Origin of the sequence: Comamonas sp. BIGb0152 (genome assembly GCF_024809975.1) — a bacterium.
In the GTDB taxonomy this organism is placed as follows: Bacteria; Pseudomonadota; Gammaproteobacteria; order Burkholderiales; family Burkholderiaceae_C; genus Comamonas.
Genome location: NZ_JANUDY010000010.1, coordinates 23,077 through 45,144, shown reverse-complemented (window position 1 = coordinate 45,144; position 22,068 = coordinate 23,077). Strand labels below are relative to the sequence as shown.

The window sequence follows — 22,068 nt, the reverse complement described above, 5'->3', positions numbered from 1 at the left end:
GCGCTGGCTGCGGTCAAACAGGTGCCAAATCAGGCTACGGCCGCGCTGCTGTCCGTTATCTGGCGGATGACATCCAGGGCCATGCCATTGGCCGCCAGCAGCGCTTGGCCGGCCTGCAGCTGCCAATAGCTCTCGCTGCCCGCTGTCTGGCGCCACAGGTGCAGGCGGCGGGTATGCAGCTGCAAATCAAACTCGGTGGTAAAGCCAATCGCGCCGTGGATGGAATGCGCCAGCGATGCCACCTCCACAGCCGCCTCGCTGCTGCGCGCCTTGCCCACCGCCACCTTGAGCGGATCCGCTGCCGCCCCATCGGCCTCGCAGGCAATCTGGGCTGCCATGCGCGCCGCACTCACATGCTCGGCCATCACCGCCAGCTCATGCTGGATGGCCTGGAACTTGCCAATCGGCCGGCCAAACTGCTGGCGTTCGTTGGCAAAATTTAAGGTGCTCTCAAACACCGTGAGCAGGCTGCCGGCAAGCAAGGCGGACACCAACCCGGCCTGCGCCACCAGCAAGGAGGCAGCTGCGGGCGCCCGCGTGGCCGATGCCAACGCTGCTTCGGGCCAGTGCAGATCTGCATCCAGCACAAAAATACTGGCACTGGCCTGCGCAGCGGCCACCGGCAACAGCAGCCAATCCGCCCCCTGCTGGCCCAGCACCCATTGCGCCACACGGGCACCGCGCACGCCCGTGGCCCGCACGCCCCCCTCTGCAGCCGCCAGCTGCGGCGCCAACGCAATGGCACCCGGCGGCAGCGCCACGCCGGCGGCCGACAACCACGCCCGCGCCAGCATGGTTTCCGCCAGCGGCAGCGGCATCGCGTGCTGGCCCAGCAAATCCCAGACGGCAAAGGCATCGCGCAGCGCCAGGCCTGCGCCCCCTGCGTCTTCGCTCAGCAGCAGGTCGGCAAAGCCGGTGTCCTCAATCTGCTGCCACAGCGCAGCGGCCGCAGGCGCCGGGCTCTGGCCGGTTGCCGCTTCATGCTCAATCGCGCGCACCACGGCAGGCGTGCATTGCCCGGTCAGCACATCGTGCAGGGCTTCGGTAATCAAATGGTCCATCAAGTTCTCCAAGCGCTCAACGCAGGCCCAGGCCACGGGCAATCATGCCGCGCAGAATGCTGCGGGTGCCGCCACGCAGCGTGTAGCAGGGCGACACCAGGGTGAGGTAGTTCAGGGTCAGCAGCAGCGCATGCGGCACTGCCTCGCCCTCGCCCTCGCCTTCGCGCGCCATCAGGTCATCGGCAATCGCGGTGGGAATGAACTGCTCCAGCACCGTCCCCTGGTCCTTGACCAGCGCGGCTTCCACAATCGGGCTTTGGCCTTGCACCAGCTTGTCTTGCACGGCCACCGACAGCGCCCGCAGTGGCGCCAGGCGGGTCAGGATCTGGCCGGCAAGCTTGATGGATTCCGTGCGCGGCGCTGCTTCGCTGCGCAAAAAGGCCAGCCACTGGTCCAGCAGCACCACGGACGAGAACAGGCGCTCGGGCCCGCTGCGCTCATAGGCCAGCTCGGCCGTCACCTGCTCCCAGCCCTGGCCTTCGGCACCCACCAGCGCATCGGGGGCCAGCTGCACATTGTCAAAAAACACCTCGCAAAAATGGCGGTCGCCCGACATGTCTTCGATAGGCCTCACCGTCACGCCCGGCAGGCTCAGGTCCACAATCAGCTGCGACAGCCCTTTCTGGCGATCCGCCGGCTCGCCCGAGGTGCGCACCAGCGCAATCATGTACTGGCAGTGCTGGGCGTTGGTGGTCCAGATCTTCTGGCCGTTCAGCAGCCAGCCGGCATCGTTGGGCACGGCGCGGGTGCGCACGCTGGCCAGGTCGGAGCCAGCATTGGGCTCGCTCATGCCGATGCAAAAAAAACGCTCGCCCCGCGCCACCGGCGGCACATAGCGCTGTTTTTGCGCCTCGGTGCCGTATTTCAAAATCAAGGGCGCGCTCTGGCGCTCGGCAATCCAGTGCGACCCGACCGGGGCGCCAAAATTCAGCAGCTCCTCGACCACCACATAGCGCGCAAAAGCGCCTTGTTCATGGCCGCCGTAGGCCTTGGGGAAGGTCATGCCCAGCCAGCCTCGCTCGCCCAGCTTGCGGCTGAAGGCGGGGTCATAACCACTCCAGGATTTGGCGCGGATATGGGCGGGTATGTCCTTGACCGCCTCTTGCAAAAAGGCGCGCACCTCGGCGCGCAAGGCCTCGCCTTCGGGCGGGATGCGCGTCAGCGCCAGTCCATTGAGAATCGTCATGGTCTTCGCTTTCGTTCAATCCAGGGACACGCCCGTGCTCTTGACCACGCCGGCCCAGCGCTTGATTTCGCTCTGGATATAGTCGCCATAGGCCTGCGGGGTGGATCCCAAGGGCTCGGTGCCCTGCACACGCAGTTTTTCCAGCACGCCCGGGTCTTTGAGCGCCTTCAGTATCTCGGCGTTCAGGCGCGCCACCACCGCATCGGGCGTTTTGGCGGGCACCATCACGCCCTGCCAGGCACCGGCCTCAAAGCCGGTCATGCCGCTTTCTGCCAAGGTAGGCGCGTTCGGAAAATTCTCGATGCGCTTGGCGGTGCTGACGGCCAGGAGCTTGAGCTTGCCGTCTTTGATAAAGGGCGCCACCGAGTTGATGGTGTCGGTCATGAACTCGATCTGGCCCGCTACCAGGTCCACATCGGCCGGGGCGCTGCCTTTGTAGGGCACATGGGCGGCGTCGATGCGGTAGTGCTGCACCACTTGGAAAGCAGCCAGGTGGGTCACATTGCCATTGCCAGCCGAGCCGTAGGAGAGCTTGCCTTTGTGGTCCTGCGCGTATTGCACAAACTCTTGCACGGTGTTGACGGGCACCTTGGGGTTGACCACCAAGCCCAGCGGCACCACGGCGGTCAGCGCTACCGGGCGCAGGTCCTTGGCCACGTCATAGCTGAGCTTTTTGTACAGCGAAGGGCTGAGCGCAATCGACGAGGTGTTGTAGAGCACCGTATAGCCATCGGCCGCCGCCTTGGCCACCAGCGCATTGCCGATATTGCCGTTGGCACCCGGCCGGTTGTCGACAATGATGGTCTGCCCCAGCTGCTGGCCGACCTGCTGGGCCAGCACCCGCGCCACCATGTCCGTCGGCCCGCCGGGCGGGAATGGCACGACCAAGGTGATGGGCCTGCTGGGCCAGGCGTCTTGCGCCTGCACAATGCCACAAACAGCTGCCGCTGCTACTGCCAGCAGCGCCGAACGGCGTAAAAAAACATATGTCATCGTTGTCTCCTGTATTTTTTCTCTCATCCGGCGCAGCCCATGGGGGCGGCACTTTGCAGCGGCTTAATGGCTAGGCTTCGCGCCCTGCCAGCAAGCGCACTGCGGTGTAAACCATCACCTGTTCCTGGCGCTGGTTGTAGACCTCGATGCGCGAGGTGACCACCGCGCGCCCGCCCTTGCTGGTCGGCTTGATATCGGTCACTTCCACCAAGGCTTCAATCGTGTCGCCCACTACCACCGGGGCCAAAATCTTCTGGTGCAGCTCCAGCATCGCCAGGCCCGTGCCCTGGATCATGCTTTGCAGGATGAAACCTTCGATCAAGGTATAGGTGAGTGCACCGGGCACCGGCCGGCCCCGGATGGCACCGCCGTCGTAGCCGTCTTCGATAAAGATGGCTTCAAGCATGCCGGTGGTGTTGATGAAGTTGACCAGGTCGGTCTCCGTCACCGTGCGGCGAAAGGTGCGCAGCTGCTGGCCGACCTGCAGGTCCTGCCAGACAAAGCCCTGGCCCATGCGGGGTGTGCCTGCCAGCGCAGCGGCCCGGTTGTCGGTGGAGGAAATCCAGTTATTGGCGGTCATGGTGTTTACTTTCAGCGGTTCATTCAGCGATGGAGGACTGCAAGGCGGCAATGCGGGCATCGTCCCAACCGGCCTCGCGCAGCAGCTGCTGGGTGTGCTCGCCCAAACGCGGCGGCATGCCAATGGGGGCCTGCGCGCCATCAATGCGCACCGAAGAGCGCGGAAAACGCACGGTGCCCATGGCAGCGTCTTGCTTCTCCACAAAAAAGCCCGTGGCCTGCAGGTGCGGGTCGCGCGGCAGGTCGTCCATGCGGGCGACCGGCGCGGCCGGAATCTCCAGCTGCGCGCAGGTCGCCAGCCAGTAGGCGGTGTCCTTTTGCGCGACATGGCCGCTCATCGTCTCTAGCAGCAACGCAATGTTGCGGGTGCGCATGGCCTGGGTGGCAAAGCGCTCGTCCTGCGCCAGCTCCGGCTGGCCCACCGCCGCAAAAAAGCGCCGCCAGTGCCCATCGGTGTAGGGCATCATGCAGACATGGCCGTCCAGCGTTTTGTAGGGCTTGCGCCAGGGCGCCATCACGCGCGGGTAGCCTGCACCGCTGAGCGCGGGCTCAAAATGCATGCCGTAGAAATGCTCGACCAGGTTGAAGCCGACCATGGTTTCGTACATCGGCACCTCGACAAAACTGCCCTCCCCCGTGCGCTCGCGCTGGAACAGCGCTGCCATCACCGCATGCGCTGCCACCAAGCCACAGGTCTTGTCGGCGGCAATCGTGGGCAGGTAGCGGGCTTCGCCGGTCTGGCGCTCCATCAGGTCGGCCAGGCCGCTCATGCCCTGGATCACATCGTCATACGCGGGCAGGCCGGCATAGGGGCCGTCCTCACCAAAACCATGCAGGCCCACGTAGATGAGGCGTGGGTACAGGGCGCGCAGGCGCACCGGATCCAGGCCCAGCTTGGCGAGTTTTTGCGGGCGCATGCTGTGCATGAACACGTCCGTGGTCTGCAACAGCGCATGCAGTGCCGCCTGGGCCTCGGGCGCTTTTAAGTCCAGCACCACGCTTTTCTTGCTGCGGTTGGAGCCCATGAACAGCGCCGACATGCCGGCCTCCACCGCCGGACCGGTATAGCGCGTCGAATCCCCCGCCGGAGGCTCGATCTTGATCACCTCGGCCCCGTAATCGGCCAGCACCTGGCTGGCCAGCGGCCCAAAAATTACGCTGGATAAGTCCAGCACCCGCAGGCCTGTCAATGCACTCAAGGCTTGTCTCCGTCGTTGTGGTGATAGCGATGAATGGCATTATTTGATATGTTTCACAACTGTGTCTATGTCGCAATTGACAGGTACTGATACACAGGAGATATCAATGGACTTACGCCAGCTGCGCCACTTCGTCACCCTGGCGCAAACCCTGAACTACCGCCAGGCGGCCGAGCAGCTGCATATGTCGCAGCCGCCGCTGTCGCAGTCCATCCGCAAACTGGAAGAAGACCTGGGTGTGCAACTGTTTGAGCGGGACCGGCGCGGCACCGTGCTCTCCGGGGCAGGCCGGGCCGCCTTGGAAAGCGCCAAACTCGCGCTCTACCACGCGCGCCAGGTGCAAGCCGTGTCGCAAGCCACCGCCAGCGGAGAGCTGGGGCGCCTGCACATCGGCTTTATCGGCTCGGCCACCTTCTCGCTGATTCCGCAGCTGGTGCAGACCTTTCGGGCTGCCTACCCCGCCATTGACCTGGTGCTGACAGAGTCCACCACGCGCGAGATTTGTGCCCAGGTGGCCAGCGGTGATTTTGACGCCGGCCTGCTGCGCTACCCGGTCACGCAAGCCACCGACCTGTCCATCACCCCCGTCGAGCCCGATCGCCTGATTGCCGCCCTGCCCGCAGGCAACCCGCTGCAGATCAAGGAGGTGCTGCAGCTGATCGACCTGGCCGACCAGCCTTTTGTGAACTACCGCCCCAGCGAGGTGCCGGGCCTGCATGCGCTGGTGGTACTGGCCTGCCAAAACGCCGGCTTTATGCCGCAAATCAAGCAGCATGCGGTGCAGGCCCAGACCCTGGTCAGCCTGGTAGGCGCTGGCCTGGGCGTGGCCCTGGTGCCCGCCGTGGTGGCCAAGGCTTCCACGCCGGGGGTCGTGTTCCGAGAGTTGGCCGACACCCAGCACCTGCCCCAGATCGGCATTGCGCTGGCCTTGAACCAACGCCAACCCGTAGCCACGGCCCAGCGCTTAAAGGAGCTGCTGCTCCAACTCAAACCCTGATTCTGGCGGTGGCGCTCATCAGGTTGCTGCCGGCCATCAGTGGTCCCTGCGCTTAGCCAGGGACGCAAAAAAGGCCGCAGATGCGGCCTTTGCTGGTTTTGGAAAACGACGCAGCGCAGATTATGCGTTTTCGCGCGTTGCGCGCTTGCGGTCGTGTTCCTTCAGGTGGCGCTTGCGCACGCGCAGGCTGGTGGGGGTGATTTCCAGCAGTTCGTCTTCTTCGATGAACTCAACGCCGTATTCCAGCGACAGCTCGATAGGAGGCGTGATCTTGATCGCGTCTTCCTTGCCGCTCACGCGGAAGTTGGTCAGCTGCTTGGTACGGGTGGCGTTCACGACCAGGTCGTTGTCACGGCTGTGGATACCAACAATCATGCCTTCATACACAGGATCGTTAGGCTTCACAAACATGCGGCCACGGTCGTCCAGCTTGCCCAGGGCGTAGGTGAAGATTTCACCGTCGTCCATGGAGATCAGCACGCCGTTCTTGCGGCCACCGATTTCGCCCTTGTGCGGCTCGTAGCTGTCGAAGATGTTGGCGATCAGGCCGGAACCACGGGTCAAGTTCAGGAACTCGTTGGTGAAACCGATCAGACCACGGGCAGGAATACGGTATTCCAGACGGACGCGACCGCGGCCATCGGGTTCCATGTTCACCAGCTCGCCCTTGCGCTCGCCCAGGGCTTGCATCACGCCGCCTTGGTGGCCTTCTTCGATGTCGGCCGTCACCAGCTCGATAGGCTCGTTGCGCACGCCGTCGATCATTTGCATCACAACGCGTGGCTTGGACACGGCCAGCTCGTAACCTTCGCGGCGCATTTCTTCCAGCAGAATGGTCAGGTGCAGTTCACCACGGCCAGCCACTTCAAAGATACCGTCTTCGTCGGTTTCCTTGACGCGCAGGGCCACGTTGGAGCGCAGCTCCTTTTGCAGACGGTCCCAGATCTGGCGGCTGGTCACGTACTTGCCTTCACGACCTGCCAGCGGCGAGGTGTTCACGCAGAAGTTCATGGTCAGCGTAGGCTCGTCAATCTTGAGCATCGGCAGAGGCTGTGGATTGGTCGGATCGGTCACGGTCTCACCGATACCGATGTTTTCGATACCGCTGATCAGCACGATCTCGGACGGGCCGGCTTCGGTGGCCTGCACGCGGTCAATACCTTGGAAGGTGTGGACCTGGTTGATCTTGCCGTTGTAGCTCTTGCCGTCCGGGCCAGCCATGACAGCCACTTGCTGACCGGGCTTGAGCGTGCCTTGGGTGATACGGCCCACGCCGATACGGCCCACGAAGGTGGAATAGTCCAGTGCCGAGACTTGCATTTGCAGCGGTGCCGAGGCATCGCCTTGCACGGCGGGCACGTGTTCCAGCACGGTTTCGAACAGGGCCGACATGTCGGGGCCCCATTGCGCGCCTGGCTCACCTTCGACCTTGGAAGACCAGCCGTTGATGCCCGAGGCATACACCACGGGGAAGTCCAGCTGTTCATCGGTAGCGCCCAGCTTGTCGAACAGGTCGAACGCAGCGTTCACGACCTTGTCGGGGTTGGCACCGGGCTTGTCCACCTTGTTGACCACGACGATGGGCTTGAGACCCAGGGCCAGGGCCTTCTTGGTCACGAAACGCGTTTGGGGCATGGGGCCTTCTTGCGCATCGATCAGCAGCACCACACCGTCCACCATGGACAGCGCGCGCTCCACTTCACCGCCGAAGTCCGCGTGACCGGGGGTGTCAAGAATGTTGATGTGGGTGCCGTTCCAGGACACGGCGCAGTTCTTGGCCAAAATCGTGATGCCGCGCTCACGTTCGATGGCATTGTTGTCCATCACGGTGTCCACGACTTTTTCGTGTTCAGCGAAGGTTCCAGACTGGCGCAGCAGCTGGTCCACCATGGTGGTCTTGCCATGGTCAACGTGGGCGATGATCGCAATATTGCGGATTTGTTTGCTCATGATGTTTCCAAAATGCCGCTGGCTTGTGGGCGCGGCGTTCCTTCCAAAATTTGTTGAATCTCGATGGGGCTTAAGAGGCGGTCGGGGATGAGCTCGCGCGCCCGGATGTGTGCAACACCCAAAAGCGCAGGAGGCTCCTCTCCATAAACGGCCACGGCATGGGCATCGGCCCATTCACCCCGTCGGCGCAAGCCGGACAGAAATCTGCCCGCATTGTCACCATCGAGCGTGACACGGGTATGCGCGGCCAGCAAGGTATCGACCGGCAATACATAGTGCAGGCGTTGGTCATCGGGCGTGGCTTCCAGGGCCTGCAGCGATATGCATCGGTCCAGACCAATACCACCCGTCTCAATGCGGCGCAGGCTGCGCAAATGCGCGCCATAGCCCAGGGCCTGGCCGATGTCTTCGGCCAAGGTCCGCACATAGGTGCCCTTGCTGCAGCGCACGGTCATCTTGAGCGCGGTGAAGGCGGTCTCCTCCTGCACCCATGACAGGGACAGGTGCAAGATGGTCACGGCACGCGGCTCACGCTCAAGCGTGATGCCGGCACGGGCATATTCATAGAGGGCCTTGCCATCGCGTTTGAGCGCGCTGTACATGGGCGGCACCTGGCTGATATCACCCCTGAACTGTGCGGCCACGGCCTCCAGCTTCTCGGGGGTCAGCAGCGCATGGTCCACATCCCAGGTCTGCAGCACCTCACCCTCGGCATCGCCGGTGGTGGTGGTCGCGCCCAGATGCACCAAGGCCTCGTAGGTCTTGGGAGCATCCAGTTGCAGCTGGCTGAACTTGGTGGCAGCGCCAAAACACAGCGGCAACACGCCGGTCGCCAAAGGATCGAGCGTGCCGGTGTGTCCGGCTTTTTCGGCGCGCAGCAGCCACTTCACTTTTTGCAAAGCGTCGTTACTGGACAGGCCAATGGGTTTGTCGAGCAGAAACACCCCGTGCACAGGGCGCCGCTGCACCCGTGTGCGAGGGGCGTTCATGGGCTCAGCCTTCCTCGGGTCCGCGCGATGCCACGGCCTTGGCGATCAAGGCATTCATATCGGCTGCACGCTCGGTGGTGCGGTCGTAGATGAAATGCAAGGTCGGCACGGTGTGGATATGCAGGCGCTTGAACAGGCCATTGCGCAAGAAACCAGCAGCCTGGTTCAGGGCTTCCTGGGTCTGGTCGGGGTCGCCAATCAGCAAGCTGAAGTAGACCTTCGCATGGGCGTAATCCGGCGTCACCTCAACGGCTTGCAGGGTCACCATGCCCACACGTGGGTCCTTCAGTTCGCGGGCAATCAGCTCCGACAGATCCCGCTGGATCTGGTCGGAGACTTTGAAGCTGCGGTTTGGCGCAGCGGTTTTCTTACGAGTTGCCATCGGAAATTACAGCGTACGAGCGATTTCCTTGATCTCAAAGACTTCCAACATATCACCTTCTTTGATGTCGTTGTAGTTCTTGAGCTTGATACCGCACTCGAAGCCTTCCTTGACTTCTTTGACGTCATCCTTCAAGCGGCGCAGCGAATCGATCTGACCCGTGTAGATAACCACGTTGTCGCGCAGCAGACGGAAGTGTGCGTTGCGGGTGACGTGACCCTGGGTGATGTACGAACCTGCAACCGTACCGATCTTGGAGGCCACGAACACGGTGCGGATCTCGGCCATACCGATGATCTCTTCGCGCTGCTCGGGTGCCAGCATGCCGGACATGGCTGCCTTCAGCTCATCGACCGCGTCGTAGATGATGTTGTAGTAGCGGATATCGACATCATTGCTCTCGGCAGTCTTACGCGCTTGCGCATCGGCACGCACGTTGAAGCCAATCACAATCGCCTTGGAAGCCAGGGCCAGATTGATGTCGGACTCGCTGATACCACCCACACCGGTGTAGACCATCTGCACCTTGACCTCTTCGGTCGAGAGCTTGAGCAGCGAGGTCGCCAGTGCTTCTTGCGAACCCTGGGTATCGGCCTTGATGATGATCGGCAGCGACTGAACGCTTCCGGCACCCATTTCGGCAAACATGTTTTCCAGCTTGGCTGCTTGTTGGCGGGCCAGCTTGGTGTTGCGGAACTTGCCAGCACGGTAGGTGGCGATTTCACGGGCACGGCGCTCATCGGGCAGCACCATGAAATCATCACCGGCTTGCGGCACATCCGACAGACCTTGGATCTCGACGGGCAGCGAAGGACCAGCTTGCTTGGCGACCTTGCCGTCTTCGTCGACCATGGCACGTACGCGGCCATAGGTCTGACCTGCCAGCACGATATCGCCGACCTTCAAGGTACCGGACTGCACCAGCACCGTGGCCACTGGGCCGCGGCCCTTGTCCAGCTGGGCTTCGATCACCAGACCCTTGGCATTGGCTTCCACCGGCGCCTTGAGTTCCAGCACTTCGGCCTGCAGCAGCACTTGTTCGAGCAGCTCGTCAATGCCTTGACCGGTCTTGGAGGACACGGCCACGAAGGGCGAATCACCACCGTATTCTTCCGGCACCACCTGCTCGACCACCAGCTCTTGCTTGACGCGCTCTGGATTGGCATCGGGCTTGTCGGCCTTGGTAATAGCCACCACGATAGGCACACCTGCAGCGCGGGCATGCTTGATCGCTTCCTTGGTCTGGGGCATCACGCCGTCATCGGCCGCTGCCACCAGAATCACGATGTCCGTGGACTGTGCACCACGGGCACGCATGGCCGTGAAGGCCTCGTGACCGGGGGTGTCCAGGAAGGTGATCATGCCGCGAGGCGTCTCAACGTGGTAAGCACCGATGTGCTGGGTAATACCACCGGCTTCACCAGCGGCCACCTTGCTGCGGCGGATGTAATCCAGCAGCGAGGTCTTACCGTGGTCAACGTGGCCCATCACGGTCACCACCGGAGCGCGTGACAGCGCTTCGGATTCGGACTGCGATTCTTCTTCCAGCGTGAAGGCTTCTGGATCATCCAGCGCGGCGACATGTGCCTTGTGGCCCATTTCTTCCACGACGATCATCGCGGTGTCCTGGTCCAGTGGCTGGTTGATGGTGACCATCTGGCCCATCTTCATCAACGCCTTGATGACCTCGGATGCCTTGATCGCCATCTTGTGTGCCAGCTCGGACACGGTGATGGTTTCAGGCACATACACATCGAGGATACGCGCTTCCACCGGTGCGGCAGACTGCGCGCCACGGTGATCATTGCGGTCGTTGCCACGGCGGCCACGGGGACCGGAACGCCAGTTGTTACCCCGGTTGGCCACGCCACCGGAGGAATCACCACGCGTCTTGAGTTCCTTTTTCTTACCGTTGCTGTCGTTCTGGTTGCTCCAGCTCGAAGACAGCTTGGCGGACTTGACTTCCTTGTTGCCAGGCGCGCCAGCAGCAGGCTTGGCCGCGCCAGTGCCTGTACCGGTGGTAGCGGGCTTGTGCAAGGTGCCTTTTTTGGCATCCGCTGGCTTGACTTCTTTTTTCTCTTCCGAAGGCTTCTTGGCCACCAGCACCTTCTTGGGTGCATTCATCATGGCGCGGATCGCTTCGGCTTCTGCCAAGGCCTTGCGGCGGCGCTCGACCAGATCGACGGCGCGCGCAGTCTCTTCAGCCTCACGGGCCTTGGACTCGTCCTCGGCCTTTTTCTTGGCCTCGGCCTGGGCTTCATTGCGGGCAGCCAGATCCTGGGCGTGGCGGCGGGCGACTTCTGCCTGCTCTGCCACTTCCTGGGCCTTGCGCTCTTGCGTCTTGACTACATAGGCGGCAGCACGCTCTTCGGCTTCGCGCTCCTTGCGCTCGCGGTCTTCGCGCTCATTGCGGTCAGCACGCTGCTGTACCAGGTCAGCTTCTTCCTTGCTGATCTGGTCTGCTTCGTTGCGGGCCTCTTCTTCGCGCTTGACCAGCTCAGCCTTGTGCTCGGCTTCCTTTTGCTTGGCCTCGGCGTGCTTGACGGCTTCGTCGGAATCGGGTTCAGCCACATCGTCGCGCTTGACGAAAGTGCGCTTTTTACGCACTTCCACCTGGATAGTGCGCGCCCTGCCCGTGGCATCGGCTTGTTTGATCTCGCTAGTGGATTTCTTGGTCAATGTGATCTTCTTGCGGTCGGCAGCGCCATGAGCGGCTTGCAGATGGGACAACAGCGCTTGTTTGTCCGTTTCGGTCAGTGCATCGGATGCATCGTGCTTGGACACGCCTGCGGCTTGCAGTTGCTCCAGCAATGTATCCGGTGATTTTTTGAGTTCAACAGCGAACTCGGCGACAGTATTACTCGACATATCTTGTTCCGTGCCTCCTGACCTTATTCCTGTCCATCAAACCAATGTTCGCGGGCCTTCATGATCAAGGCTTTTGCGTCATCGGCAGACTGTCCGGTCAGCTCGGTCAATTCATCAATGGCCAAATCGGCCAGGTCGTCACGCGTGTGGATTCCACCAGCTTCCAGCTGGGCTACCAACTCAGGCGTCATCCCTTCAAGATCACGCAACTCTTGGGAAACACGGGCAACACTCTCTTCGTGGACAATTTCCATCGTCAGCAACGCATCTTTAGCGCGCGTACGCAGTTCATTGACCGTTTCTTCATCGAAGCTCTCGATTTCCAGCATTTCCTGCAGCGGCACATAGGCCACTTCTTCCAGGCTGGAGAAACCTTCTTCAATCAAGATGTCGGCGATTTCTTCGTCGACATCCAGCTTTTCCATGAACAGCTTGCGGGAAGTGGTGGTTTCCTCTTCCTGCTTTTGCGCCGATTCGGCGGCGTCCATGATGTTGATCTTCCAACCGGTCAGGTCAGAGGCCAGACGCACGTTCTGGCCACCACGGCCAATGGCGATAGCGAGGTTTTCCTCGTCCACCACCACGTCCATGGCATGCTTTTCTTCGTCCACCACGATCGAGGACACATTGGCCGGGGCCAGCGCACCAATCACGAACTGGGCCGGGTCTTCCGACCACAGCACGATGTCCACACGCTCGCCAGCGAGCTCATTGGTCACCACGTTCACGCGGCTGCCGCGCACACCAACGCAGGTGCCGATGGGGTCAATGCGCTTGTCGTGGCTGAGCACGGCAATCTTGGCGCGGCTGCCTGGATCACGGGCGCAGCTCTTGATCTCCAACAGGCCTTGCTCGATCTCAGGCACTTCGTTGCGGAACAGCTCAACCATGAACTCGGGCGCAGAGCGCGAGAGCAAAATAGGAGCGCCGCGCAAAGTCAGATCCACATCCATGATCATGGCGCGAACCCGATCACCATTGCGCAGATTTTCCTTCGGAATCATTTCACCGCGCTTGAGTCGGCCTTCCACGCGGCCGGACTCGACAATGATGTCGCCCTTGTCCATGCGCTTGACGGTGCCGTTGAAGATCTTGTCGCCGCGTGCCATGAAGTCATTGAGCAGCATCTCGCGCTCGGCATCACGGATCTTTTGCAAGATGACCTGCTTGGCTGCCATGGCACCAATACGGCCAATCGGCACAGACTCGATCTGCTCTTCGATGTAATCGCCAACCTGCACATCTTCCTTGCGGTCGATGGCATCCATCAGCATCTCTTCGGCATCAGGATTTTGCAGACCCGCATCATCGGGCACCACCAACCAGCGACGGAAAGTGTCGTAATCGCCGGTATCGAGATCGATAGCCACACGCACATCCACTTCGCCGGGGTACAGCTTTTTCGTAGCCTGGGCCAGGGCAGATTCCACAGCGCCAAACACCACATCGCGCTCTACGTTCTTTTCGCGCGCGATGGCATCCACCAGCATCAACAATTCGCGATTCATGCGATGACTCTCCTATTTCAATCTTTAACCAGAAGGCGGCATCATCGGCGCCACCATGCGCTGGGCAAATCAGGCTTGCGCCTCGCCAGCGTTATCCGCTGCAGCCCTGCCCTTGAAGCTCACGATCGGCGCCAAACGCGCCTCACGCAATTCATCGAGCGTAAAACCCAGGCTTTGCAGCGGTGCGGGCGGACGCTTCTTGCTCACGCGAGCGCCAGGCTTGACAGCGGGCGCATCGCTCCAGACGATCTGCCAGCCCCCTGCTTCGGTGCGCTCCAGCGTGCCTCGGAATTTCTTTCGGTTGGCACTGATGGCCGTGCCTTCAGCGGCAGCACCAATGGGCTCCTTCAAGGTCAGATCAACCATCGCACCCGCAAAACGGATGAAATCCTGCTCATGGCGCAATGGACGGTCGATACCGGGCGAGGACACTTCCAGGCGCTTGTATTCCACGCCATCGACTTCCAACGCAAACTGCAGCTGGCGCGTGACCTTCTCGCAATCCTCCACCGTGACAAACTGCTCTGGCACCCCTTCCGGGCGGACAGCATCCGCGCTCCAGGGCAAGTCGATGGTGATGCGCAAAAGGCCACTGGCAGAGCGTTCGATCTCCACCAAGTCGTAGCCCAGGCCGCTCACCGTTTGTAGGGTGGTTTCTTGCAAGCTCACGTGTGCTATATATCCCGCAAATACAAAAAACCCGAGAACCACGGAATGTTACACATTCCACAGCATCGAGCTGAAAAACATGCGACCAAAAAAAACGGGCGGTTGGCACCGCCCGGTTGGTCGTGTAGACATCTATTATAGGGGCAAACCAGTAACGCTGCAATCAGGTCCCAGGCCTTTTAGGCGTGTTTACGACTAAGCCTGCGCGCCTCGGGCCCGCAACAGGCAAGTGGCCCGTTGCAGCAAGGCATGGGCATCATCTTGCGCAGGCAAGGGCTGGGCATCCCCCTGCGAAAACCGCTCCAGCATGCGCTGCAGCACACCGGGCTGGGGCAACACCGGGCCCAAAAACAAGGCCTCGTCTCCCTTGCCCAGCAATACCGTGGGGAAGGTCGTGATGTCCAACTCTCCCAGCGCCTCCTCCTCGTCTTCCACATCCAGCCACACAAAGGCCATGCCCGGCCAGGCTTTGGCCAGCGCGTCAAAAATCGACTGGTACTGGTTACAGGTACCACACCACTGCGCGCACAAACACACCACCAGCCAGGGCGCAGTTGCAGCCTCGGTCATACAGAGCCCATTCCAAGAAGAAAGCTGTATTTTTACCATCTTTGGCCGGCCCAGCAGGCCCCGGGGCATTTGCAAATACGCGCTTCTCTGACTTGAATCAGCGCCAAAAGCAACTAAGTTCCAAGGAGTTATTAGCCATCGGGCAGTTGCCTGTAAAACAGCAAGCTGCCAAACCATTGGGAGCAGGCATGGATACCAAGACTTATTACGACGTGCTGGGCGTAGATAAAAAGGCCAGCGCAGACGACATCAAAAAAGCGTTTCGCAAGCTCGCCCGCAAATACCACCCGGACCTGAGCAAGGAGAAAGACGCCCAGCAGCGCATGGCCGAGGTCAACGAAGCCAATGCCGTGCTGTCCGACGCTGAAAAGCGCGCCGAATACGACGACATGCTGAATGCACCGCGTGGTTTTTCCGCAGGTGCAGGCAACCCTTTCCGCAACGCCGAAGGCTTTGACAGCCGTGATTTCCAGTTTCGCCGCCAGAGCATGGGGGGCGATGCCGATTACAGCGACTTCTTCCGCGAGATGTTTGGCGACGCGGCACGCGCGCAGCGCCATGGATCACGTTCGGCAGGTGCGCAGGCGCCCATCCGGGGCGAGGACCAGCATGCCAGCATCGAGCTGGACCTGATGGACAGCTACCAGGGCACCGAAAAAACGCTGAGCTTGCACGGCCAGTCTTTCAACGATGACGGCAGCCTTCGCCAGCAGGAGCGCCAGCTACAGGTCAAAATCCCCGCAGGGGTGCGCGAAGGGCAGATGATCCGCCTGGCCGGCCAGGGCGGACCCGGCTACCAGGGCGGCGCTGCCGGCGATCTGCTGCTGGAGGTCCACTTCCGCCCCGACAAGCGCTGGCGCGCCGAAGGCAAGGATGTCTACATGCCGATGGCGGTGACACCCTGGGAAGCGGCACTGGGCGGCAGCGCCGAGATCCACACCCCCGCCGGCACCTTGGAGGTCAGCATTCCGGCAGGCTGGTCGGCCGGGCGCAAGCTGCGCGTCAAAGGCAAGGGCTTGCCTGCGGCCACCCCAGGCGACCTGTACCTGGAGCTGCAACTGCACATTCCGCCCGCCACCACCGACCAGGAGCGCGCCGCTTACCAAGCCTTTGCCAAGGCTTTCCCCCAGTTTCAGCCCCGCCAAGGAGTGTGAAGATGCCCCACTACACGACGGTTCATACCACCATGCTTGAGATCATGGACGACGACAGCCTGGACGCGGCCACCCTTGCCCAGGCCTGCCAACGCAATGTGGCCTGGGTGCAGGAGCGGGTGCTGGAGGGCGTGCTCACCCCCAGCACGGGCACCCGCAGGGCCGGCGCCATAGACAGCTGGCGCTTTGCAGCCACCTGTATTGTGCGTGCGCGCCGCGTCGCCCAGCTTGAGCACACCTATGAGGCCGACCCCCAACTCGCGGCCCTGACTGTCGACCTGATGGAAGAGGTGCTGGAGCTGCGCCGCCGGCTGCAGCATCGCTGATGCCTCACCCCGCCTGAAGCCAGAGGCCAAAACAGGCCCCCAAACAGGTAGCCACAGGCAGCAAAAGGCAGACGCAAAAAAGCCCGCTGATGCGGGCTTGTCTTGACCGAAAAAGCTCCATCCGCATGCCGCGCCTGATCGTGGCAAGCGCGGCATGCGGACGGGGCAAAACCGGTAGGCGGTATTAACCGCCCTTGTGCGTGCGCTTGCCTGGGTTCTTCTTCGAACGGGTAGCAGTGCCACGGGCACGGCTAGCCTGTTGACCACGGCCAGCCGTAGGCAGGCTCTTGCCGTTAGGCAAGGTGGGTTGAGGGGTGAACTTGCGGTCAGCTTCCGTAACGATTTTGTTGCCCATCCTGGGACCTCGCGATAAACAAAACCGACATTAGGCCACAGATGCCGAAGGAGCAGGTAAAAAATACCAGCTAAATCCGCTGCATTCGTGTGAAATTAGGCATGCACGCTGCAAGGCGCCCCCCAAAATCAGGCGCTTTGCTTACATTTGATGCGGGCTACAAGCTTGTAAATTACGCCTATCTCGTTAGCATTCACAGAGAACAAAACAAGGATGAATTTCTTATGCACAAGCTCGATCACCAACAACGGCAACCCCAGCACACGCGTTGGCTAGCGCTTGCCGCAGGTGTCGCTGCGGTGGCGGTGTACTGGTGGACCAGCAGCCAGGCCAAAAACAAGGTAGTTCCCGTCGGCTTGATTGAACCGGTGGACGATTTCGACGCCGAGCGCTTTGCCGGCGACTGGTATGAGATTGCCCGGATAGAGCGGGGCCTTGGCAAGCCACTGACACGCTCACGCGTCGAATACGAACTGCTGAGCGATGGCAGCCTGGGAATCATCAACCGCGGCTTTCATGCCGGCACCCACCGCTGGGTGGAGAGCCATGGCATTGCCCGCTTTGTCGGTGCGCCCCACTTTGGCGCGATGAAGGCCTCCTTCAAAGGCCCCTTCCATGAGGGCTACCATGTGGTGGCCATCGACCCCGATTACCGCTGGGCCATGCTCATGGGCGACACCACCGATTCCTTCAAGCTGCTCTCGCGCCAGCCGGTGCTCGACGGCAAGACCACCGACCGCCTGGTGCACCAGGCAGCACTGATGGGTGTCGAGGCGGCGCGTATCCACTGGGTCATGCAGGACGGCATCAACCCCACCGGCCACTGGTAAGCCGCGCCGGCCAAGCCGGTCAGGCGCGGTCACACGCCGATCAGCTTGGCTCCCGCCTGCTCCTGCTCGACCAGGGCCTGCATGCTGCCGGCAAACTGGATGGCGCCTTTTTCCAGCACATAGGCGCGGTCGCTGACCAGGCGGGCGAAATGCAGGTTTTGCTCACACAGCAAAATGCTCACCCCCCGGCGCTTGAGCTGCAGCATCATCTGCACCATCTGCTCGACGATCACCGGGGCCACGCCTTCCGAAGGTTCATCGAGCAGCACCAGGTAGGGGTTGCCCATCAAGGTGCGGGCAACGGTCAGCATCTGCTGCTCCCCCCCGCTCATCTGGCCGCCCGGGCGCTGCGGCATCGCCGCCAGATTGGGGAAGAACGCCAGCAGCTCTTCCACCGTCCAGTGGCTGGCGGCGCTGCCATCGGCCCAGCGGCGCGCGGGCTGGCGCCCTACTTCCAGGTTCTCCAACACCGTCAGATCGCTGAAGATACGCCGGTCCTCAGGCACATAGCCCAGGCCCATGCGGGCGATTTGCCAAGGGTCTGCCTGCGCAATGGCCTGGCCCATGAACGACACCTCACCCTGGCGCCGCTCCACCAGGCCCATGATGGCCTTGAGCGTGGTCGATTTACCCGCCCCATTGCGCCCCATCAAGGCCACCACCTCACCGCGCCGCACTTCCAGCGCCACATCGAACAGGATATGGGCCTCGCCATACCAGGCATTCAACTGGCGCACCTGCAGCAGCTCAGCGGCGGATTCACGCGTCTGTACTGTCATAGGCTCTGCTCCAAACTCTCATAGGTCGTGCCCTTGCCCAAATACACCGCCTGCACCTCCGGGTTACGCCGTACTTCTTCGGGCGAGCCTTCGGCAATCAAGCGCCCCCGAGCCAGCACGATGATGCGGTCGGCGTAGGCAAACACCACATCCATGCTGTGCTCGGTAAACAGCACGGCCATGTCGCGCTGCTTGGCCAGGCGCCGGGTCAAAGCCATCAACTGCAGGCGCTCGGCCTGGGCCATGCCGGCGGTCGGCTCATCCATCAGCAGCAATACCGGCTCGTGCGCCATGGCGATGGCCAGCTCCACCCGCTTGACATCGCCATAGGCCAGCGCACTGCAAGCGCGGTCTGCCTGGTCCTGCATGCCAACCAGCGCCAACAAGGCCAGGGCCTGCTCACGCTCAAAAGCTGCCGCCTTTTGCCACAGGCGAAAAACACGGCCCGCAGCCGACAGCAAGGCCATCTGCACGTTCTCAGCCACCGTCAGCGAGGAGAAGGTCTCGGCAATCTGAAACGTGCGCCCGACCCCCAGCCGCCAGATCTCGCGGGGCAGCTTGCCGCCCAAGGCTGTGCCGTTCAGCAGCATGCTGCCGGCATCGGGCACCAGCTGGCCGCCCAGCATGTTGAAGGTGGTCGTCTTGCCCGCACCATTGGGGCCAATCAAGGCCAGCACTTCGCCCTTGCGCAGCGCAAAGCCCACATCGTCCACCGCCTGCACACCGCCAAAGCGTTTGCCCAAACCGGTCACTGTCAGCAGTTCTGTCATGGAATTCCAGGTTGATACCGCAGGCAGCGCTTGCACGCCTGCGGCAGAAAAAGTCTCTGCGCCCCCGGCTGCAATATCAGCCCAGCTCCAGGCTGGCCGACATCAGGCGCTGCGTGTAGGGCTGGCGCGGGGCGTCAAGCACCTGCATGACTTCGCCGCTCTCCACCACCTCGCCGTCCTTCATCACCAACACTTCATGCGCCATGGCCCGGATCACCGCCACATCGTGGGTGATCAGCAAGTAGCTCAGGCCGCGCTCCCTTTGCAGGCGCTGCAGCAAGGCCAGCACCTGGTGCTGGATGGTGACATCCAGCGCACTGGTGGGCTCGTCCAGCACGAGGATCTCGGGGTCCACGATCAGTGCCCGGGCAATGGCCAGGCGCTGGCGCTGGCCGCCAGAAAATTCATGCGGATAGCGCTCCAGCAGGCCGGGGAACTGCGCCTCGGTCATGCCCACTTCCTGCAGCAAGGCCAGCACCTGCTGCTGCAGATCGGCGGCGGCCAGGCCGGGCTGGGCCAATTGCAGGCCTTCGCCCACCATCTCTTGCACCGTCATGCGGGGCGACAGCGACGAAAACGGATCCTGGAAAACCACCTGCACCTTGCGGCGCAGCCGCTGGTTGGCGGCGCTGTTGCGCTGCGCCGGCAGCTGCCAGCTTTGCTGGCCTATGCGCAGCTCGCCCTGGCTGGGCAGCAGGCCCAAGATAGCCTGGGCCAAGGTCGACTTGCCCGAGCCCGACTCACCAATCACGCCCAAAGTTTGGCCCTGGCCCAGCACCATGCTGGCGCCACGCAGTGCCTCAAACCGCCCTTTGCGAAACCAGCCCGCAATCCCCGGCAGCGGCGTGGCATAGGCCACGCGCAAATCCCGCGTTTGCAGCACCGGTGGTGCCTCGGGCTGGCGTGCCACCACCTGGCGCTGGGGCGTGCTGGCCAGCAGTTTTTGGGTGTAGGCATGCTGGGGGTCGGCAAACACCTCGGCAACCGGCCCCAGCTCCACCAGGCGGCCTTTTTCCATCACGGCCACCCGGTCCGCAAAATGGCGCACCAGCGGCAAGTCATGGGTGATCATCAGCACGGCCATGCCGGTCTGGCGCTGCAGGTCGCTGAGCAGTTCCAGTATCTGGCCACGCAAGCTCACATCCAGCGCCGTCGTGGGTTCATCGGCTATCAGCAGCTTGGGCCGGCAGGCCAGCGCCATGGCAATCATGGCGCGCTGGCGCTGGCCACCGCTGAGCTGGTGCGGGTAGCTGCCGGCACGCCGCTCGGGCTCGGGGATACCAGTCGTCGCCAACAGCGCCACCGCCTGCTCCCAGGCCGCCTTGTCGCCCAGGCCCTGCTTGAGCTGCAAGACCTCGGCAATCTGCGCGCCCATGGTCATCAGCGGGTTCAGCGCCGTCATGGGCTCTTGAAAAATAACGGCAATCTCATCGCCGCGTACCGCACGCATCTCGCGCTCGGAGATCTGCAGCAGGTTGCGCCCGCCCATCAGCGCCTCGCCACGCAGCTGGGCATCGCCCACCAGGCGCAGCAGCGACAGCGCCGTGACCGTCTTGCCCGAGCCGGACTCCCCCACCAGCGCCAGCTTCTCGCCCGCAGAGATGGAAAAACTCAGGTCCTTGACGACATCCTGGCCGCCAAAGCCCACATGCAGGTGGCGCACCTGCAGCAGCGGCGCCGGCATAGCAGCAGGGATTTGCGGGCTCTCAAGCATGCGGTTGCTCCTTGGCATCGGTAGCCGCCAGCGGGGTTGCGGCTGGCACTGGCGCTGCGCCAGCGGCGGTGTTCAGCTGCTTTCTGGGGTCGAGTGCATCGCGCAGCGCATCGCCCATGAAGGTGAGCAGCAGCAAGGTGATCACCAACACCGCAAAGGTCGACAGCGATATCCACCAGGCATCGATGCTGTTCTTGCCCTGGCTCAGCAGCTCACCGAGGCTGGGGGTGCCAGGGGGCACGCCCAGACCCAGAAAATCCAGCGACGTCAGGGTCAGGATCGCGGCACTCATCTGAAACGGCAAAAAGGTGACCACCGGCGTCATGCTGTTGGGCAGGATGTGGCGCCACATGATTTTCCAGCTCGGTACGCCCAGCGCCCGCGCGGATTTGACATAGTCCATCTGGCGGTTGCGCAAAAACTCCACCCGCACATAGTCGGCCAGTGCCATCCAGCCAAACAGACTCAGCAGCACCAGCAACAGGGCGGCACTGGGTGCCAGCACCGCGCTGAAGATGATCAGCAGGTACAAGGTCGGCATGGCGCTCCAGATCTCCGTGAAGCGCTGGAACACCAGATCCACCTTGCCGCCAAAAAAGCCCTGTATGGCACCAGCCAACACGCCCATCACCGTGCCCACCGCCGTCAGCGCCAGGCCAAACAGCACACTCACCCGAAAGCCATAGAGCAGCTGGGCCAGCAGATCACGCCCTCGGTCATCGGTCCCCAGCCAGTTGTCAGGCGATGGGGCCGACGGCGTGGGTGATTTGGCAAAGTAGTTGATGGTGTTGGGGCCGTAATGGTTGGGAGGAAAAACCAGCCAGTTGCCCTCTTTGCGCAATTGCTGCTGGATAAAGGGGTCGAGATAGTCGGTGGGCGTATGGAAATCCCCGCCGAACTGGGTTTCAGGGTAGTCCTGGAGCAGCGGCCAATAGGTGCGCCCCTCATAGCGCACGACCAAGGGCTTGTCGTTGCTGAGCACCTCGGCAAACAGACTGAGCACCACCAACGCAGAAAAAATAACCAGGCTGTACAGCCCCAGACGATTGCGCTTGAAGCGCGACCAGGCCCGGGCGGCCGGGGAGCGGCCGATGGCTGCAGGACGGTGGGGTTCAGTCATCGTGAAAACCTGGGCCCGAACGCCGGGCAACGGGAAGATGGAAGGCCCTGCCCGGATCGGCCAGGCAGA

General features: G+C 62.2%; 20 protein-coding genes. 4 read left to right on the top strand and 16 right to left on the bottom strand.

Annotation, left to right across the window (positions count from 1 at the left end; all coding sequences use genetic code 11):
- Positions 1-29: 29 nt before the first annotated feature.
- The 5 genes from M2375_RS18135 to M2375_RS18115 form a co-directional block, all read right to left on the bottom strand.
- A complete protein-coding gene (locus M2375_RS18135) occupies positions 30-1,061 on the bottom strand; it encodes an acyl-CoA dehydrogenase (RefSeq protein ID WP_259169322.1) in 1,032 nt (343 codons plus the stop codon).
- A gap of 16 nt (positions 1,062-1,077) precedes the next feature.
- On the bottom strand, positions 1,078-2,247 hold the full coding sequence (locus M2375_RS18130; protein ID WP_259169321.1) for an acyl-CoA dehydrogenase family protein: 1,170 nt from the start codon (positions 2,245-2,247) through the stop codon (positions 1,078-1,080).
- A gap of 15 nt (positions 2,248-2,262) precedes the next feature.
- A complete protein-coding gene (locus tag M2375_RS18125) occupies positions 2,263-3,240 on the bottom strand; it encodes a tripartite tricarboxylate transporter substrate binding protein (protein WP_259169320.1) in 978 nt (325 codons plus the stop codon).
- 70 nt (positions 3,241-3,310) lie between these two features.
- Complete coding sequence (locus M2375_RS18120; RefSeq protein WP_259169319.1) at positions 3,311-3,820, bottom strand: MaoC family dehydratase; 510 nt, start codon at positions 3,818-3,820, stop codon at positions 3,311-3,313.
- A 19-nt stretch (positions 3,821-3,839) separates the two neighbouring features.
- Positions 3,840-5,018, bottom strand: coding sequence for a CaiB/BaiF CoA-transferase family protein (locus M2375_RS18115; protein ID WP_259169318.1), 1,179 nt, complete (start codon positions 5,016-5,018; stop codon positions 3,840-3,842).
- A gap of 106 nt (positions 5,019-5,124) precedes the next feature.
- Between M2375_RS18115 and M2375_RS18110 the strand changes: the two genes are divergently transcribed.
- Complete coding sequence (locus tag M2375_RS18110; protein WP_259169317.1) at positions 5,125-6,015, top strand: LysR family transcriptional regulator; 891 nt, start codon at positions 5,125-5,127, stop codon at positions 6,013-6,015.
- 120 nt (positions 6,016-6,135) lie between these two features.
- Here M2375_RS18110 and typA read toward each other — a convergent pair whose 3' ends face one another.
- The 7 genes from typA to M2375_RS18075 form a co-directional block, all read right to left on the bottom strand.
- Positions 6,136-7,965 carry a translational GTPase TypA gene (gene typA / locus M2375_RS18105; protein ID WP_259169316.1) on the bottom strand — a complete coding sequence of 610 codons (1,830 nt, stop codon included), beginning with the start codon at positions 7,963-7,965 and terminating at the stop codon, positions 6,136-6,138.
- On the bottom strand, positions 7,962-8,954 hold the full coding sequence (gene truB / locus M2375_RS18100; RefSeq protein WP_259169314.1) for a tRNA pseudouridine(55) synthase TruB: 993 nt from the start codon (positions 8,952-8,954) through the stop codon (positions 7,962-7,964). Before truB ends, typA begins: the two co-directional genes overlap by 4 nt.
- 4 nt (positions 8,955-8,958) lie before the next feature.
- A complete protein-coding gene (gene rbfA, locus M2375_RS18095) occupies positions 8,959-9,336 on the bottom strand; it encodes a 30S ribosome-binding factor RbfA (RefSeq protein WP_182323554.1) in 378 nt (125 codons plus the stop codon).
- 6 nt (positions 9,337-9,342) lie between these two features.
- The gene (infB, locus tag M2375_RS18090) at positions 9,343-12,204 is read right to left on the bottom strand and encodes a translation initiation factor IF-2 (RefSeq protein ID WP_259169313.1); all 2,862 of its coding nucleotides are present in this window, start codon (positions 12,202-12,204) and stop codon (positions 9,343-9,345) included.
- A 23-nt stretch (positions 12,205-12,227) separates the two neighbouring features.
- Positions 12,228-13,712 carry a transcription termination factor NusA gene (gene nusA, locus M2375_RS18085; protein ID WP_259169312.1) on the bottom strand — a complete coding sequence of 495 codons (1,485 nt, stop codon included), beginning with the start codon at positions 13,710-13,712 and terminating at the stop codon, positions 12,228-12,230.
- Positions 13,713-13,781: 69 nt separating this feature from the next.
- Positions 13,782-14,381 carry a ribosome maturation factor RimP gene (gene rimP / locus M2375_RS18080; RefSeq protein WP_259169311.1) on the bottom strand — a complete coding sequence of 200 codons (600 nt, stop codon included), beginning with the start codon at positions 14,379-14,381 and terminating at the stop codon, positions 13,782-13,784.
- A 195-nt stretch (positions 14,382-14,576) separates the two neighbouring features.
- Entirely contained in the window at positions 14,577-14,951 is a 375-nt protein-coding gene (locus M2375_RS18075; RefSeq protein WP_259169309.1) for a thioredoxin family protein, read from the bottom strand.
- Between the two features lie 188 nt (positions 14,952-15,139).
- On the opposite strand from M2375_RS18075, the gene M2375_RS18070 reads away from it, so the two are divergent.
- The 3 genes from M2375_RS18070 (at position 15,140) to M2375_RS18060 (ending at position 17,616) form a co-directional block, all read left to right on the top strand.
- Positions 15,140-16,105: a J domain-containing protein gene (locus tag M2375_RS18070; protein WP_259169308.1), complete on the top strand. Its 966-nt coding sequence runs from the start codon at positions 15,140-15,142 to the stop codon at positions 16,103-16,105.
- A 32-nt stretch (positions 16,106-16,137) separates the two neighbouring features.
- Positions 16,138-16,431: a MerR family transcriptional regulator gene (locus M2375_RS18065; protein ID WP_259169307.1), complete on the top strand. Its 294-nt coding sequence runs from the start codon at positions 16,138-16,140 to the stop codon at positions 16,429-16,431.
- Positions 16,432-17,010: 579 nt separating this feature from the next.
- On the top strand, positions 17,011-17,616 hold the full coding sequence (locus tag M2375_RS18060; RefSeq protein WP_259169306.1) for a lipocalin family protein: 606 nt from the start codon (positions 17,011-17,013) through the stop codon (positions 17,614-17,616).
- A 29-nt stretch (positions 17,617-17,645) separates the two neighbouring features.
- On the opposite strand, the gene M2375_RS18055 is transcribed toward M2375_RS18060, so the two are convergent.
- The 4 genes from M2375_RS18055 to M2375_RS18040 all read right to left on the bottom strand — a co-directional run bounded on the left by M2375_RS18055 (position 17,646) and on the right by M2375_RS18040 (position 21,999).
- On the bottom strand, positions 17,646-18,395 hold the full coding sequence (locus tag M2375_RS18055; protein WP_259169305.1) for an ABC transporter ATP-binding protein: 750 nt from the start codon (positions 18,393-18,395) through the stop codon (positions 17,646-17,648).
- Positions 18,392-19,165, bottom strand: coding sequence for an ABC transporter ATP-binding protein (locus M2375_RS18050; RefSeq protein WP_259169304.1), 774 nt, complete (start codon positions 19,163-19,165; stop codon positions 18,392-18,394). The genes M2375_RS18055 and M2375_RS18050 overlap by 4 nt, the downstream gene beginning before the upstream one ends.
- A gap of 76 nt (positions 19,166-19,241) precedes the next feature.
- Positions 19,242-20,879: an ABC transporter ATP-binding protein gene (locus M2375_RS18045; protein WP_404979348.1), complete on the bottom strand. Its 1,638-nt coding sequence runs from the start codon at positions 20,877-20,879 to the stop codon at positions 19,242-19,244.
- Positions 20,872-21,999: an ABC transporter permease gene (locus tag M2375_RS18040; protein WP_259169303.1), complete on the bottom strand. Its 1,128-nt coding sequence runs from the start codon at positions 21,997-21,999 to the stop codon at positions 20,872-20,874. Before M2375_RS18040 ends, M2375_RS18045 begins: the two co-directional genes overlap by 8 nt.
- Positions 22,000-22,068 lie beyond the last annotated feature (69 nt).